Raw genomic sequence first — 16,442 nt, forward strand, 5'->3', positions numbered from 1 at the left:
ACTTCTAACGATAGTCCGCGTGCTGACGGGGCCCTGGATTCAACGTAGTCCGACAGCACGGCCGTTGGAGGGGCTTATGAAAGCGATATGGAACGGTTTTTTCAGCTATTCGCTCGTCGGGTTGGCCAATACGCTGATCCATTGGCAGATTTTCTTTGTGCTGCGCGTGGCGTTCGGCCTCGACCAATCGACGAGTAACTTCATCGCTTTCTGCGTGGCCGCCTCCTTTTCTTTTTATGCCAACGCGCTCTACACCTTTGAAGCCAAGCTCTCCGTGCCGGGTTATGTGCTTTTCCTATGCGTCATGGGCGCGCTCAGCTTCATCGTCGGTCACTTGGGGGATCGCTGGCACCTCCATGGCCTGCTGACCGTGGCGGCGTTTTCGCTGTTGAGCCTGGTACTTGGTTTCCTGTTTTCCCGGTTCGTCGTGTTTCGCGGACATCGGCCATGAAGATCTCGCTGATTGTCCCGGTGTACAACGAAGAACAGGCCATCGGTCTCTTCTACGAAAGTGTCCGTCAGCATCCGCAGCTCAAGGATCATTGCGTCGAGATTGTCTTCATCAACGACGGCAGCAACGACCAGACCGCCGGCCTGGCGCGAGAGATAGCGTTGACGGACAGCGAAGTCCTGCTGATCAACTTCTCCCGTAATTTTGGCAAGGAGCCGGCCTTGTTCGCCGGCATCGAGCATGCCAGCGGCGATGTGGTCATCCCGATGGACGTGGATTTGCAGGACCCCATCGACGTGATTCCGCGCATGGTCGAGCAATGGCTAAAAGGCGCCGAAGTGGTGCTGGCCAAGCGTCGCGATCGTTCGTCCGACAGTTACCTGAAGCGCCGAGGCGCGGCGCTGTTCTACCGTTTGCTCAATCGCATTGCCTATCCCCATATCGAACAGAACGTGGGGGACTTTCGCTTGATGGACCGCAAGGTCGTGGAAGTCATCAAGACGCTTCCCGAGTATCAGTTGTTCATGAAAGGCGTGTTGTCGTGGGCGGGTTTCAATACCGTCATCATCGAATACGACCGCGCGGGCCGCGCGGCGGGCAACAGCAAGTTCAACGGCTGGAAATTGTGGAACCTGGCCCTGGAAGGCATCACGTCGTTCAGTACCGTGCCGTTGCGGTTGTGGACTTACGTGGGCAGCTGCATTTCGTTGATCTCATTGCTGTATGCCGCCTACCTGATCCTGGACAAGTTGATCTTCGGAAGCGATCTACCAGGTTATCCATCGCTGATGACCGCGGTCCTGTTCCTCGGCGGGGTGCAACTGATCGGCATCGGTGTGTTGGGTGAATACATCGGGCGAATTTACCTGGAGACCAAACATCGCCCCCGATACGTCATCAAGGAAATGATCCGGGGCGGCCAACCCAAGATGCGAGATGAGCCGTGAGCCAGTTCCTGTGGGCAAGAACCTTGACGCCACGGGAAGTGCTGCTGTTTTTCCTGGCGGCCAGTTTTCTTTTCATCTTTCCCTTGGTGCAGGCCGATTATTTCTACAACGACGACAACTGGCGAGCGCTGGTGGCCGGAGGAGGTTGGCGCGAGGAGGGGCGAGTTGTCATCGAATGGCTCTATAACGTCCTCTCGTTCAGCTCGGCATCTGCGGACCTGTTTCCCTTGCCATTGTTCATCGCGACGACAGCTGTTTCGTTTGCGTTGAAATCGCTGGTTTTTTTCTATTTCGAACGACCGACGTTAGTTCATTGCCTGGTCGTCCTGCCCATCTGGTACAACCCTTTTCTCTTGCAGAACCTGTCTTATCACTATGACGGGCCGGCCATGGCGTTGGGATTGGTCGCGCTTATTCATGCCGTTATCTGGTCATCTGACAAGATCTGGCGAAACGTCCTGGTTCCGGCATTGTTATTGGCGCTGGCACTGTCCATCTACCAAGTGCTTATCGGTTTTTTTATCGCGATGTGCTGTGTTGAGGTGATCCGCCTGGTTTGGCAGGGCAAGCCTTCGCAGCAAGTGTTGCGGTTGATCGGCTGCAAGCTGGTGGCAATCGGTGTCGGCGTATCGGTTTATTACCTCACGGCTTATCAACTCATGACGGGAGCGCGTCAGGTGTTGTTGCCGTTGGACATCAGCAGCCTGCTGGAAATTGGAAATCGCCTTTCGTTTCTGGCGCGCATGTTCGATGGCTGGGTTACCGAAGGCGCCCAGGCATTGGTGTGGGGCGGTGCGTTGCTGACGCTGGTTGGGTACGTGTGGGGAGGCATCGGGTTAGTTCGTCGTGCGGAATCTCCCTGGCGAGAAGCACCGCTGTTGTTTTGTTATCTGCTGGCCCCTGCGGTGCTCTTGTTCTGTATCCCTGGCATCACGCTTTTTTTCGCCGAGTTCAACTACGGCGTCAGGACGCTGGTGGCTTTTTCGGCGTTGTTGTTGCTGGTGTTTTTTCTGGGGTTGCAAATGCTCATGCGCCTTCATGCACGCTTGGGATTGGTCCTGTTGATTCCATTACTGGCGATGTTGTCGTTTTCGTTCGGACACGGGCGCGTCCTCTCGCTGCAAAAACAACAGGAGGCCGTTGTGTTGGCCTCGCTGGCCTACGACATCAACCATTCGCCGCTGCGCGATAAGGATCGCATCTACATGATCCCCGAGCTGAAAGCCAACTGGCTCCCGGCAGCCAGCGGTTTATTCGCGGCGATGCCGGCTCAGCAATATGTGCTGGGCGTGGGCTACGTATTACTTCCCGAAAGCTTGCCGCGAGCGGGCATTACCAATGTGTACCTGGCCAAGGACCCAATGGTAATTGCATCGATTCGACGGGGGGATTTTTCGCCGATTGTTTCCACTCGTTTTTATGACCTCTTCGTCATCCACGACAGCGGATATATCTCGATGAAAAAGCCCCAGGGCGATCCTGATGTCGTGTCCAAGTTGTGTTTGTTCGTCGATGTCGAACGTTGTCGCTGACACGCCGGATAAGAACGACCGTCCGTCGGAATCAGTGCCCGACCTGTAAGACCTGACAGTAGATCGCCGTGTGACCCTGGCCTAGTTTGGAAACCCCTGACGGTAAATGACAAGGCAGATACGATGAAGGATTTCTCTGCGTTGACGATGATCGTCCTGGTCAATGGGTTGATTCATGGCGAGATTTTTTTCCTGCTGTATGGCGCCGTTGGACTGACCCAGGCAACCAGTAACTTCGCAGCGTTTTGCGTCGCTGCGGTGTTTTCGTTTTACGTGACGGCGCTTTATATCTTTGAGCCTGGGAAGTCATGGCGCGGCTATCTGCTGTTCCATTGCTCGATGGGTGTTGCGAGCTATGGCATCGGCTCGATCGGCGATGCGTTGAGTTCGCCTGGATGGGTGGCGGTCGCTTTGTATTTCTTGCTGAACCTGGCGACGGGCTACAGCTTGTTCCGGTTCCTTGAATGCCGCGTCTTGTAGTTTCTGCGACTGTTCATCGGCGTGGAGCATCGACTCAAGCCATGTGAAGAGGATCAAGGTACCCAGAAGGGTTGCCGAGGCCAGGCGAGTCCGGTCCATGGCGTCAACCCCTCGATCCGCTTGGCGAGGGCTGCCTGGCAGCCGTATCGACAACCTTGAATGCCTCCAATACCCCAAAAAGCGAAGCAAAACCAACCAGATCGCGCCGGGTCAACATAAGCACCTTCCGTGACGAGTGAGCCGTTGGGGTGAATGGTCAATCGCTGGGAAGTCGTCGTCTACTGTCAGAACCTACAGGTAGGACGTGGAAGCGGGGCATCCGGAAGAATGATGCACCCGTGGCGAGGGAGCTTGCTCCCGCTCGGCTCTGAAATTGGATGGCGAAGCCTGCGATCTTTTGATCTTGATGTTTCGCTCTTGATTCAAATGTAGGAGCCGGCGATCTTTTAATCTTGATGTTCGCTCTCGATTCAATTGGCGGTGGAAAGATCGCAGCCTCGTTTCACTCGGCAGATCCTACACAGCTCCTACATAGCTCCAGCGCCTACTGGCCCAGCGGGAGCAGTGTGTTTACGAGCTATGCGGCCACGATTTCCTGCGGCTCAAAACTGTCCGCCCGCGCCAGTTGCCACATCCGCGAATAGAACTGTCCGTTCACTTCGCCGGTCAGCAATTCCCCTGGTTTCAGGAACACGTGCAACTGCGAAAACAGCTTGATCTCGGTCGCCGACATGCGCCGCACCAGATGCTTGGGCTGCAATTGCGAAGGGTGTTCAAGCCCGGCGGCGGCAAGCATTTCGGCGAGGGCCTTGAGGGTGTTGCGGTGGAAGTTGTAGACCCGCTGGGCCTTGTCCGGGACGACCAGGGCGCGTTGGCGCAGGGTGTCCTGGGTGGCGACGCCGGTGGGGCATTTGTTGGTGTGGCAGCTTTGCGACTGGATGCAGCCGATGGCGAACATGAAGCCGCGCGCGGCGTTGGCCCAGTCGGCGCCGATGGCCAGGACGCTGGCGATGTCGAAGGCGCTGACGATCTTGCCGCTGGCGCCGAGCTTGATCTTGTCGCGCAAGTTCAGGCCCACCAGGGTGTTGTGCACGAACAGCAGGCCTTCGCGCAGCGGCACGCCGATGTGGTCGGTGAATTCCACTGGCGCGGCGCCGGTACCGCCTTCCTTGCCATCGACGACGATGAAGTCGGGCAGGATGCCGGTTTCCAGCATGGCCTTGGCAATGCCCATGAACTCCCATGGATGCCCGAGGCAGAACTTGAAGCCCACCGGTTTGCCACCGGACAGTTCACGCAACTGCTGGACGAATTGCATCAGTTCGATCGGCGTGGAAAACGCGCTGTGGCGGGACGGCGATACACAGTCCTCGCCCATGAGGATGCCACGGGTCTCGGCGATTTCCCGGGTGACCTTGTGCTTGGGCAGGATCCCGCCGTGGCCGGGCTTGGCGCCCTGGCTCATCTTGATTTCGATCATCCGCACCTGCGGGTTCCGGGCTTGGACGGCGAAGCGCTCGGGGTCGAAGCGCCCGTCGCTTGTACGGCAACCGAAATAGCCGCTGCCCAACTCCCAGGTCAGGTCGCCGCCGTGTTCGCGGTGGTAGGGGCTGATGCTGCCTTCGCCGGTGTCATGGGCGAAATTGCCGAGCTTGGCGCCCTGGTTCAACGCCCGGATCGCGTTGGCGCTCAGGGAGCCGAAGCTCATCGCCGAGATGTTGAATACCGAGGCTGAATAAGGTTGGGTGCATTGCGGGCCGCCGACCGTGACGCGAAAACCGCTGGGGTCGCTCAGCGGCGCCGGGCGCATGGAGTGACCGATGAATTCGAAGCCGGTCTGGTAGACGTCGATCAAGGTGCCGAACGGTTTGTCGGCGCTTTCGTTCTTGGCCCGTGAATACACCAGCGAGCGCTGGGCCCGGGAGAAGGGCAGGGCGTCGCTGTCGGATTCCAGCAGGTACTGGCGGATCTCTGGGCGAATGCCTTCGACCAGGTAACGGATGTTGCCCAGGATCGGGTAGTTGCGCCGCACGGCGTGGCGGCTTTGCAACAGGTCGAACAGCCCCAGCAGGCTCAGCAGCCCGGTCACCAGCGCAAATGGCCAGAGCCAGTCGTGTTGCAGGAACGGCAGGCTGGCGAGGGTGAAGATCACGCAGCCGGCGAAGAAGGCGTAGCGGCTCAGCAACGATAGGCTCATGCGGGTTCCTTGGGGGGAGGGCGACTGGCGAGACATTAGCGTGGAATGCCACCCCGTGGCGAGGGAGCTGTGCAGGGCTGGAATAATTAGCCTGAGACTGCGGAAAAACCTGTGGGAGCGAGCTTGCTCGCGATGGCGGTCAAACATTCAACACCTTCGTTGACTGTCACACCGATATCGCGAGCAAGCTCGCTCCCACAATTTGAACCAGAGTCGATCAGGCCGGTGTTACTCACCCCGCCAACTTCATCTGCCGCACCGGCAACTCCACCCGGAACGTCGTCCCCACACCCACTTCGCTGCTCACCGTGATCTCACCGTTGTGTTTCTTCACGATGCCGTAGGACAACGACAACCCAAGCCCCGTGCCTTGGCCGATGGGTTTGGTGGTGAAGAACGGGTCGAAGATTTTCTGCAGGGTTTCCGGTGGGATGCCCGAGCCGTTGTCGGCGACTTCGATCCAGACGTTGTCGCCTTCGACACCGTTGCGCAGGGTGATGGTGCCGCGTTCCGGGCCGATGGCCTGGGCGGCGTTGACGATCAGGTTCATGATCACCTGGTTGATCTGCGACGGCAGGCATTCGACTTCCGGTAGCGGGCTGTATTGCTTGACCACGTCGGCCTTGTACTTGATTTCGTTGGCGACGATGTTCAACGTCGAATCCATGCCCTGCTGCAAATTCGCCATCTGCCATTCCTGGCTGGAGTCGACCCGGGAGAAGTCCTTGAGGTCCTTGACAATCTGCCCGACACGGGCGATGCCGTCCTTGGATTCCTTGATCAGGACCGGAATGTCTTCGACCAGGAAATCCAGTTCCACCTCCTGGCGCAGGCTCTTCAGGTTCATCACCAGCTCCGGCGAGGCAATGGCTTGCTCGGCGCTGCCATAGGCCTGGAGCATTTCCTCGAGCTTGCTGAAATAACCACCCAGGGCGCCAAGGTTGGACGAAATGAAGCCGATCGGGTTGTTGATTTCGTGAGCGACGCCGGCCGCCAGTTGACCCAGGGAGGCGAGTTTTTCCGACTGCACCAGTTGGGTCTCGAGCAGCTTGCGCTCGTCGATTTCCATCTGCAGCAGCTCGCTGGCCTGCTTGAACGCCAGGGTGCGTTGTTCCACCAGGTCTTCGAGCTTGTTCATTTTCAAACGGGCGCGGGAGGTCATTTCCCATTTGGTGGTCAGGGTATTGGCCATCTGCTGGACTTCGATGTTGTCGAAGGGCTTTTTCAATATCAGCAGCCGGTCGTGGCCGTTCAGGCGGTCGAGCAATTCGTCCCAGGAATAATCCGAGTACGCGGTGCAGACCACCACTTGCAATTGCGGGTCGACCTTCCACAACTCCTCGATGGTCTTGGCGCCGTCCCAGCCTTCGGGCATGCGCATGTCGACGAACGCCAGCGCATAAGGACGCTCCTTCGCCAGGGCCTGCTGCAACTTGGCCAGGCCCTCCTGGCCGCCGTAGGCCGAATCCAGTTCGAACACCGTGGTGACGGCCTTCGGTGCTTCGCCGAACAGTGCGCTTTCCATGTCCTGCAGTTCGGCGTTGCTTTCCTCTTCTGGCGTCAGGATCTTTCGGAAGTCGTCATGGATGGCGGGCGTATCGTCGATCAAGAGGATGCGCCGGTTACTCATGCTGTTCATGGCTCACCTTCTGCGAGTTTCAGGGGCAGTTGCAGTACGAATGTCGCCCCGGTCCCGGGCCCCTCGCTGTGTACGGTGAGGTGGCCGTTCATTTCAATCGCCGCCAGTGCGCAACTGTGCAGGCCGAACCCGTGGCCGTCCTTACGGGTGGTAAAACCATGGGCGAAGATGCGCGTCATGTTTTCCGCCGGGATGCCTTCGCCTTCGTCCTTGACACTGATCTGCAGCTCTTCGTCTACGACCGTGGCCTTGAGGGTCATGTTCCGCGCATGGTTGGAAACCCCGGCCATGGCGTATTTGGCATTGCTGATCAGGTTGATCAGGATCAGCAGCAGGCGGTGCTTGTCGCCCATGATCCGTGGCACCTCGCCGTACTCCTTGATCACCGTCACATGGTGGCGGGTCAGGGCGCCGGAGTTCATGCGCAGGGCATCTTCGAGCAGTTCGCTGACCACCAGCGGTTCCATCAAGGTGTTGGCGCCCGCGTAGGACTGCTGCGTGGAAACGATGTCCTTGATGTGATCGACGCTCTTGCTCAGTTGCGCCAGTTCGTCGGTCAGGCCTTGTTGTTCCACCGCGATGGCTTCCACCAACTGGTTGAGGTAGCCGGGCAGCAGCTTGCCTTTTTCGTCCTCGGTGAGGAAATGCCCCAGGTCGTGGCTGTGCTCGTTGATCAGGTTCATCGCCTTGCCCAACCCCAGGGCCTTGCTGCTGCGCAGCTTGCGGCTGACCAGGTCGGCGGAAATGTTCACGCTGTTGAGCACGTTGCCCACGTTGTGCAAGACGTTGGTGGCAATTTCCGCCATGCCGGCCTGGCGAGCGGTGTCCATCAGTTCGCTCTGGGTGTCCTTGAGCTGGCGGGTCCGTTCCTCGACCCGTTGTTCGAGTTCGTCGTTGGCGGTTTGCAGGGCACTGTTGACCCGCTTGATTTCGCTGAAACTGCGCACCAGCCGGACGGCCAGCCAGATCAGTATCAGCACCAGGAAGGTGGCGAACACCAGCAGCAGAATGTGGTTGCGCTGATGCTTGGCGGCGGCGACCTCCTGGTCCTTTTCCAACAGGTTGGTGATGGTATCCAACCGGGGAGCGAGAGGGACTGCCTCGAAGTCGTGCATCAATTGATTGACCAACGGTTGCTCGCGAAGGATCAGTGCGATATGTCGGCGAAGAATATCGACGGAGCCGACGAGCCCCGCGGGCAGTCGCTCCTTGTTGACGTCCAGTTGGTTGAGGCCCATCAGGATTTCGGCAGCCTGGTCCTGGGTGGTGACCTGGGCGAACTCCAGCGTGCTGAGCAATAGGTCGTAGGTGTCGATGATGGCGCTTTGCAGTCGGAGCTTGTCTTCGTCAGACAGTTGGGCGAATTGCCGCTGGATGTCGTCCTCGGCGGTGGGCAGGAAGGCCAGGGAGTTGCGCAGCACCGCGTTGTGGGACTTGAACTGCTCCACCAGGCGGGTTTTTTCCTTGACTGCCTTGAGGTACTCGTCGCGCTGGGTTGACCAGAGCGACGGCGCATGACGTCCCGTTTCCGACTCGATCGCATCCAGGCGCTGCCATAGGCGTGCCATTTCATTCAAGGGTGAAACCAGCGGATCGTAATTGCGGCTCAGGGCAACCCGGGACTTGAGCACTTCGTTATCCCAGATCGCATCCTGCTGTTTGAGCAGGCGGATCAGGTCCCTTGATTCAATGTGCGAGGCAGCCTGCTGGGCACCCGACTCGATGTACATGAACAACAAAATCGAGGCCAGCAATACGCCGATGAAGGCCAGGCCGAGGCGGCGGGAGAGGCTCATAGCGGCTTGCCCTCCCATTCACCCGTGAGGGTCTTGAGGAACTCGACGATCAGCTCCGTATCGTTTTTCAGGGGCTCGCGGCCCAACTGGTACTTGAACATGACCTCTACGGCACGCTCCAGGGTGGGCGCCGAGCCACTGTGGAAATACGGCGCGGTGCGTGCGACGTTGCGCAGGCTGGGTACCTTGAACACCTGGCGGTCGGCTTCGTCGCCCGTGACGTTGAAGCGCCCTTCGTCTGCCCGGGTGGGGGTGCCGCGGTCCGTGATGTAGTCGCCCATGACGCCGAACTTCTGGAACATGTTGCCGCCGATGTTCACGCCTTGATGACAAGCGATGCAGCCATATTCCTTGAAGCGCTGGTAACCGAATTTTTCCCGAGGCGTGAGGATGTCGGTGTTGCCCAGCAGGTATTGGTCAAAGCGCGAGTTGGGGGTCAGCAGGGTGCGCTCGTAGTCGGCGAGGGCGTTGCGGATATTCGGTTCATTGACCCCGTCGGGATACGCGTTGGAAAACGCCTTGGCATAGTCCGGATCATCGGCGATGCGCTTGACCACCGTTTCCCAGGTGCTGCCCATTTCCGTCGGGCTGATGACTACCATGTGCACCTGTTCTTCCAGGGTGTCGACGCGGCCGTCCCAGAACTGATGGAAGTTCAGGCTGGCGTTGAACACGGTGGGCGTATTGACTTCCACCGGCTTGCCGTCGAAGCCCAGGGAAAACGCCTTGTCGTCGGCACCGCCCTTGTCCAGGCGATGGCAGCTGGCGCAGGACAGCGTGTTGTTGACCGACAGTCGTGGGTCATTGAACAGCCGCTGGCCCAACTGGACCCGCTTGGGGTCCAGGTTCGGGACGGCAGGCAGCGGCTTGAGTGGTTCGTCCAGTGGCTCGGCGTGAGCGGCCGTGCTCAATCCCACGAGCAGGCCGAGAGCCAGAATCAATCCGTGTGACGCCATGGGGTGCTTTCCTTGAAACGGGGTTTATGAACTCTGGCGCTTACGAAAACGGGTTCGGGCGTTGTTCCCATTCGGCCATCCATTGGCTGAACGCTTGTGGTTCCACGGCCTTGCTGAAGTAATAGCCCTGCACCTCTTCGCACTGGTGGATCTTCAGGAATTCCAGTTGGTCCCGGGTCTCTACGCCTTCGGCGATGATGTGCAGGTTCAGGCTCTTGCCCAGGCTGATGATGGTGCTCACCAGTTTGGCGTCGTTACTGTCGATACTCAGGTCACCGACGAACGACTGGTCGATCTTCAGCACGTCCACCGGAAATTTCTGCAGGTAACTCAGGCTTGAATAACCGGTGCCGAAGTCATCGATCGCCAGCCGGATACCCAGGTGCTTGATGGCCTTGAGGGTGGCAACGGTGGCGTCGATGTTCTGCATGAGCACGCTTTCGGTGATCTCCAGTTCTAACTGTGTCGGGTCCAGGCCGGTTTCCTTGAGGGTACGGGCGATGCCGTCGACGAAACCGCGCTGGCGAAAATCGATGGCCGAGACGTTGACCGACAAGTACAGCGGCCGCATGCCCTCGGCCTGCCAGCGACACGCCTGCTGGCAGGCTTCCTGGAGCACCCATTGGCTCAGCGGCACGATCAGGCCGCTGTCCTCGGCCACCGGAATGAAATCCGACGGGTAGACGAGACCGTGGTCGGGCCGGTTCCAGCGCACCAGCGCCTCGACGCCGACCACCTTGCCGCTCGCCAGGTCGAGCTTGGGCTGGTAATGCAGTACGAACTCCTTGCGCTGCAGGGCCAGGCGCAGGCCGGACTCGATGGTCTGCTGCTGCCGCGCCCGGCGGTTCATGTCCTCGGTGAAAAAACGGTAATCGTTGGGGCCGTTTTCCTTGACGTTGCGCATCGCCGTCTCGGCTTTCTTGATCAGCGCCACGGCGTCGAAGCCGTCGGCCGGATACACGCTGATGCCCAGGCTCGCCGTGACCGTCAGATCGTGGCCATCGATGGGGTGCGGGGAGTTGATCGCCGCCAGCAGTTTTTCCGCCACGCCCTTGGTCATCTGCGGGTCGGTGATATCGCCGAGGATCACCACGAACTCGTCGGAACCGTAGCGAAACACCGAGTCGGACTCACGCACCACGGTTGCCAGTGTCCGCGCCACGCGCTTGAGCATTTCATCCCCCACCGGGTGCCCCAGCGCATTGTTGATACGCTTGAAACGGTCGAGGCCGATGAACATCACCGCCAGTTGCCGATCATGGCGGCGGCATTGGGCCAGGGCCTGGGTCAGGCGATCACCGAGCAACATGCTGTTGGGCAGTTCGGTGAGCACGTCGTATTGCAGCAGGTGGGACACCTTGAGCAATTCCTGGACCCGCTCTTCGATCGTCCGTTCCAGGGTGCGCATCTTCCGGGCCGCGTCCTGCGCCAGTTGCCATTTCCAAGTCATGGCACTGGCCATCTGGCGGATTTCCAGGGTGTCGAACGGCTTCTTGAGGATCAACAACTGGTCGTCGAACTCGATGCGTTCGGACATGGTTTCCCACGAATAGTCGGAAAACGCCGTGCACAGGGCGATCTGCAGGCGCGGGTCGGCTTTCCAGAGTTGTTCGATGGTTTGCAGGCCGTCCCAGCCCGGCGGCATGCGCATGTCGGCGAACACCAGCGCATAAGGCTGGCCTTCGGCCTGGGCGCGCTTGACCAGCTCCAGCGCCTCTTCGCCCTGGTAGGCCGAGTCAATCTGGAACTGCAATCGATTGACCTGGGGCGTGCCGAACAACAGGCTCTCGGTGTCGTCCAGCGAGTCGTCATTGCCGGCGCTGGGGCTGAGGATCTTGCGAAAGTCCTGGTGAATGGCGGGTGTGTCGTCCACCACGAGGATTCGCCGGTTGGCGGGTACCGACATGGGGTTCATGGATTGCTCTCCGATAGCTGGCTGGCCGGCCGGGTCCAGTGATCCGCCACGGGAATGATGGTCCCGGCCTTGAGCAGTTCGGCGGCCTGGCCGCTGTCCACCACGGTGCTGAAATAATGTCCCTGGGCCTGCATCGAGCCGCCGCTGGACATCAGTGTGGTGCGTTGCTCCTGGGTCTCGACACCTTCGGCAATGATGCCGATGCCCACGTCCCGGGCGAAATTAAGGATCGCGCGCAAGGTCGAGGCGTTTTCCGGGTCGTCACTGGCGCTGTCGAGAAACCGCTGGGCGAGCTTGAGATGGTTGACCCGGTACGTCTTCAGGTAATCGAACGACGAATACTCGGTGCCGAAATCATCGATGGCGACCTGCACGCCCAGTTCGCACAGGCGTGGCAACACGTCGTTGTGGGTCCATTTGGTCTGGGCCAGGGTCGCTTCGGTGACGTCGAAGCGCAGGTCCCAGGGCGCCAGCTCCCAGCGTGCGGTGGTGCGCAGTACGTCGTAGATCAGCTCGGGGCCGGTCTTGAGCTGGGTCAGGGACAGGTCGATGGCGATCACCGGCGGCGCCATGCCCTGGTCGCGCCATTGGCGCATCTGTTGGCAGGCTTGGTCGAGTACCCAGTGGCCGAGGCCGATGATGATCCCGGTTTTCTCGGCGGCGGGCATGAACGCCGCCGGTTCGAGCCAGCCGCGTTCGGGATGGTTCCAGCGCACCTGCACGCCCATGCCGAGGATCTTGCCGGTGCCAAGGTCGACTTCCGGCAGGTAGTGCAGTTGAAGCTCGTTATTCTCGATGGCCTGGCGCAGGTCATTGGCCAGGGCGACCCGGTCCGTCACTTCCTGGTTAATTTCCTCGTTGTGGAAGTGATACTGGTTGCGGCCCTTTTCCTTGGAGCGGTACAGGGCCATGTCGGACTGCGCCATCAGGCTGTCGGCGCTCGGGCTTTGCGGGGTGTACAGGCTGATGCCGATGCTCACGGAAATGCGCACGTCATTGCCGTCCAGGGAGTAGGGCGCCACCAGCGTGTCGCGGATCTTCGCCGCCAGCGCGGCGCAGTGGGTCGCTTCGTGGACGTCCAGTTGCAGGATGGCGAATTCGTCGCCGCCCAGGCGCGCGACCACATCGTTCTCCCGGGTACAGGCCTTGATGCGCGCGGCGACTTCCTGCAACAGCAGGTCGCCGATCGGGTGGCCGAGGGTGTCGTTGATGCGCTTGAAGTGGTCCAGGTCCAGGTAGAACATCGCGAACGGCGCCGCGCCCCTTCGTGCGGCGGCGAAGGCCTGGTGCAGGCGCTCGATCATGGTGGCGCGGTTGGCCAGCCCGGTCAGGCCATCGGTGCGCGCCAGCAGGGCGATCTTCTCCTCGGCCAGCTTGCGCTCGGTGATGTCGAGGATGATGCCTTCGACTTCCAGCAGCAGGCCTTGCTCATTGCGCACCGGAATGTAGCGGTTCTCGACCCAGCGGAACGTGCCGTCGCCGGTGCGCATGCGAAATTCGATGGAGGCGCCGGCGTTGTCGCGGTCCAGCACGCGGACCATGGCTTCGTCGACCTTGGCCTGGTCGTCGGGATGGATCAGGATTTGTGCCCAGTCCGGCGAGTCGATCAGTTGCGCCGCGACATGGCCGAACTTGGTGATGTTGTGGGAGATGTACATCAGTGGGAACGGCGGTTCGCCGCGCAGGCGATAAAGGATGGTCGGGCTGTTCTGCACGATGATGTTGGCGTCGGCCAGCTCCCGGGTGCGCTCCTCCACGGCCCGTTCGAGCATGTCCATTTTCAGCGCGGCGTCTTCGGTCATCTGCCATTTGACGGTCAGGGTGCTGGCCATCTGGCGGATTTCGATGGCATCGAAGGGTTTCTTCAGGATCAGCAGCCGGTCGCCCAATTCGAGGCGATCGGCGATGTCTTCCCAGGAATAATCCGAATAAGCCGTGCACAGCGCCACTTGCAGCTTGGGGTCGACGCGCCACAGCCGCTCGATGGTTTCGAGGCCGTCCCAACCTGGCGGCATGCGCATGTCGATAAAGGCCATGGCGAAGGGCTTGCCCTGGGCCAGGGCCGTTTCGACCTTGTTCAGGGCTTCCATGCCCTGGAACGCCGAGTCGAGTTCGAAACTCTGGCTGGAAACCGCCACCGGTGCGCCGAACAAGGCTTCTTCAGCGCTGCTCAGGTTGTCTTCAGGGGCTGCGTCGGGGCTGAGGATCTTTCGAAAATCCTCATGAATGGTTTGCGTGTCGTCGACAATTAATATTCGCCGATTGGATCGTTCCGACGACAGGCTCATGGCCGTGCACCGTCGAAATGCGGACTACAGAACCGTGGGAACATCGGATATCCCTTTCGCTAGCATGAGTATTCGGCCTGTACTTGGCCCTTCATGGGGTACAGCATAGTCGGCTCATCGGAAGCGCGAGGTGAGTGATGGCGAATTGTGTCTAAATATTCGCGATCTACTAGCCTGTCTCTCAGGGGTGATGTAGAACGTTGGTCGTCAATGGGGAGGGGATATCAATGGAAGATCAATCGTCGAACGTTCCGGTTACGAAGCCGACGGTGTTGTTGGTCGATGACGAAGAATCGATCCTCAACAGCCTGCGTCGGCTGTTGCGCAGCCAGCCGTATGAAATCCTGCTGGCCGACAGCGGCGCCAAGGCGCTGGAGATCCTCAAGGAGCGGCCAGTCGACCTGGTCATGACCGACGCGCGCATGCCCAATATGGACGGTGCCACGCTGCTGTCAGAAATCCGCAAGCTGTATCCCTCGACGTTACGCATCCTGCTCACCGGTTATGCCGACGTGGACATGATGACCAAGGCGATCAACGAGGGGCAGCTCTATCGCTACCTGAGCAAACCCTGGAACGACGAGGAGCTGGTGCAGGCCCTGCGCCAGGCCTTGGCCCACCAGCACTCGGAAAGCGAGCGCCAGCGCCTCGAAGTGCTGAACCGCGAGCAGAACCAGCAACTCAAGACCCTCAACGCCACGCTGGAAAAACGCGTGGCGTCGCGCACTTCCGAGCTGCAGCAGACCGCCGACATGCTCGACCTGGCCTATGAAGAGCTCAAGCGCAGCTACGTGACCGGCACCGAGGTGTTCTCGCTGATCGCCAACCTGCGCCTGCCCAAGGCCAAGCAGACCAACCGGCAGATCATCGAGCTGCTCCGGGTCTATAGCCGGCTCAACTTTCTCGACGAATCCACCGACCGCGACCTGACCATGGCCGGGGCGCTCTACAACATCGGCAAGCTGAGCTGGACCGACAACATGATGGTCACGCCTGCCGACATGCTGCACCACAGCGAACTGGAGCTGTACCGCGCCTATCCGAAGCAGAGCGAATCGCTGCTGATGACGCTCGACCCGATGAAGGACGCGGCGCGGATCATCCTTCATCACCAGGAGCGTTGGGACGGCAGCGGTTTCCCCGATCACCTGCGCGGCGAGGCCATTCCGTTCGGCTCGCGGCTGCTGAAGCTGGCGGTGGATTTCATCGAGTTGCAGCGCGGGTTGATCCTGGAACGGCAGATGAACAGCGACGAAGCGCTGGTCTACATCCGCAAATACGCCGGCAAGTTGTACGACCCGGACCTGGTCGAGGACTTCATCAAGGCGTGTGCCGAATACCTGGAAGACGTGACCCTGTCCGACCCGACGGTGAAGGTCGTGACCACCCGCGAGCTGGCGGCCGGCATGGTCCTGGCGCGCAACCTCAACGCCGACAACGGCATGCTGCTGCTCAACGCCGGCAAGGTCATGAGCGGCCCGCTGATCGAAAAGCTCATCGCTTTCGAAGCGATGGAAGGGGCGCGGTACAGCGTGTTCGTCAAGATTCCGGAAGAAGAGGCGGACCCTTCGGCGCCGAAGCCGATGTTGGGGTGATGAAAGTCTGACAGGCGATTCGGTTCCCCTGTGGGAGCGAGCTTGCTCGCGATAGCGGAGTATCAGTCAGATATTTTTCGACTGACACACCGCTATCGCGAGCAAGCTCGCTCCCACAAAGGACTGCGGTGGGTTGTGGAATGGCGCCAGGCTTTGCTCCCCGCCGCCGCGATCTGTAGTCTCCCCGGCATTTTCCGCCTGAGGTTCTGTAAAACATGACCACCCCCCTGATCCGCATCGCCGCCGCCCTGCTCATCGGCCCGGACGGCCGGACCCTGCTGGTGCGCAAGCGCGGCACCCTGGCCTTCATGCAGCCCGGCGGCAAGATCGAAGCCCATGAGCAACCGGTCCAGGCCCTGGCTCGGGAATTGGACGAAGAACTTGGGCTCAAGATCGATCCGGAGCAGGCCCGTCATCTGGGGCAGTTCAGTGCGCCGGCTGCCAATGAGCCGGGGTTCATCGTGCAGGCCGAAGTTTTTTTGCTGGACATCGACGCCCCGGTTTTTCCCGCCGCTGAGATCGAAGAAATCTGCTGGGTCGACACGATTGGCGACATTGATCTTTTCCTGGCGCCGTTGACAACCGAGGTGATCCTGCCGTTTTATCGTGCCACTTGCCTCGCGACCTGCTGATCCAAGACTCAAGG

At 60.0% G+C, this 16,442-nt stretch carries 12 protein-coding genes; 6 read left to right on the forward strand and 6 right to left on the reverse strand.

Features of this window, described 5'->3' with window-relative positions:
* Window positions 1-76: 76 nt before the first annotated feature.
* The 4 genes from KSS97_RS06655 to KSS97_RS06670 all read left to right on the forward strand — a co-directional run bounded on the left by KSS97_RS06655 (window position 77) and on the right by KSS97_RS06670 (window position 3,410).
* Window positions 77-451: a GtrA family protein gene (locus KSS97_RS06655; RefSeq protein ID WP_198796557.1), complete on the forward strand. Its 375-nt coding sequence runs from the start codon at window positions 77-79 to the stop codon at window positions 449-451.
* Entirely contained in the window at window positions 448-1,398 is a 951-nt protein-coding gene (locus KSS97_RS06660) for a glycosyltransferase family 2 protein (RefSeq protein ID WP_217861334.1), read from the forward strand. The genes KSS97_RS06655 and KSS97_RS06660 overlap by 4 nt, the downstream gene beginning before the upstream one ends.
* A complete protein-coding gene (locus KSS97_RS06665) occupies window positions 1,395-2,930 on the forward strand; it encodes a glucosyltransferase domain-containing protein (RefSeq protein WP_217861335.1) in 1,536 nt (511 codons plus the stop codon). Before KSS97_RS06660 ends, KSS97_RS06665 begins: the two co-directional genes overlap by 4 nt.
* Before the next feature lie 123 nt (window positions 2,931-3,053).
* Window positions 3,054-3,410, forward strand: coding sequence for a polysaccharide synthesis protein GtrA (locus tag KSS97_RS06670; RefSeq protein WP_217861336.1), 357 nt, complete (start codon window positions 3,054-3,056; stop codon window positions 3,408-3,410).
* A 577-nt stretch (window positions 3,411-3,987) separates the two neighbouring features.
* On the opposite strand, the gene KSS97_RS06675 is transcribed toward KSS97_RS06670, so the two are convergent.
* From KSS97_RS06675 to KSS97_RS06700, 6 genes are all read right to left on the reverse strand, one after another.
* Window positions 3,988-5,607: an FMN-binding glutamate synthase family protein gene (locus KSS97_RS06675; protein WP_198796553.1), complete on the reverse strand. Its 1,620-nt coding sequence runs from the start codon at window positions 5,605-5,607 to the stop codon at window positions 3,988-3,990.
* A 232-nt stretch (window positions 5,608-5,839) separates the two neighbouring features.
* Window positions 5,840-7,246 (reverse strand): ATP-binding protein, encoded by a 1,407-nt coding sequence (locus KSS97_RS06680; RefSeq protein WP_030138528.1) that lies wholly within the window; start codon window positions 7,244-7,246, stop codon window positions 5,840-5,842.
* On the reverse strand, window positions 7,243-9,042 hold the full coding sequence (locus tag KSS97_RS06685) for a DAHL domain-containing sensor histidine kinase (RefSeq protein WP_217861337.1): 1,800 nt from the start codon (window positions 9,040-9,042) through the stop codon (window positions 7,243-7,245). Before KSS97_RS06685 ends, KSS97_RS06680 begins: the two co-directional genes overlap by 4 nt.
* Window positions 9,039-9,998 carry a cytochrome-c peroxidase gene (locus KSS97_RS06690; protein WP_217861338.1) on the reverse strand — a complete coding sequence of 320 codons (960 nt, stop codon included), beginning with the start codon at window positions 9,996-9,998 and terminating at the stop codon, window positions 9,039-9,041. The genes KSS97_RS06685 and KSS97_RS06690 overlap by 4 nt, the downstream gene beginning before the upstream one ends.
* 40 nt (window positions 9,999-10,038) lie before the next feature.
* A complete protein-coding gene (locus KSS97_RS06695; RefSeq protein WP_217861339.1) occupies window positions 10,039-11,913 on the reverse strand; it encodes an EAL domain-containing protein in 1,875 nt (624 codons plus the stop codon).
* Window positions 11,910-14,201 carry an EAL domain-containing protein gene (locus tag KSS97_RS06700; protein WP_217861340.1) on the reverse strand — a complete coding sequence of 764 codons (2,292 nt, stop codon included), beginning with the start codon at window positions 14,199-14,201 and terminating at the stop codon, window positions 11,910-11,912. The genes KSS97_RS06695 and KSS97_RS06700 overlap by 4 nt, the downstream gene beginning before the upstream one ends.
* Before the next feature lie 227 nt (window positions 14,202-14,428).
* On the opposite strand from KSS97_RS06700, the gene nosR reads away from it, so the two are divergent.
* Together nosR and KSS97_RS06710 are read left to right on the forward strand one after the other, a co-directional pair.
* Window positions 14,429-15,796 (forward strand): response regulator c-di-GMP phosphodiesterase, NosR family, encoded by a 1,368-nt coding sequence (gene nosR, locus KSS97_RS06705; protein WP_030138523.1) that lies wholly within the window; start codon window positions 14,429-14,431, stop codon window positions 15,794-15,796.
* A 215-nt stretch (window positions 15,797-16,011) separates the two neighbouring features.
* A complete protein-coding gene (locus tag KSS97_RS06710; protein ID WP_030138427.1) occupies window positions 16,012-16,428 on the forward strand; it encodes an NUDIX hydrolase in 417 nt (138 codons plus the stop codon).
* Window positions 16,429-16,442: the final 14 nt, after the last annotated feature.

This window comes from Pseudomonas alvandae, from assembly GCF_019141525.1.
Lineage (GTDB): Bacteria > Pseudomonadota > Gammaproteobacteria > Pseudomonadales > Pseudomonadaceae > Aquipseudomonas > Aquipseudomonas alvandae.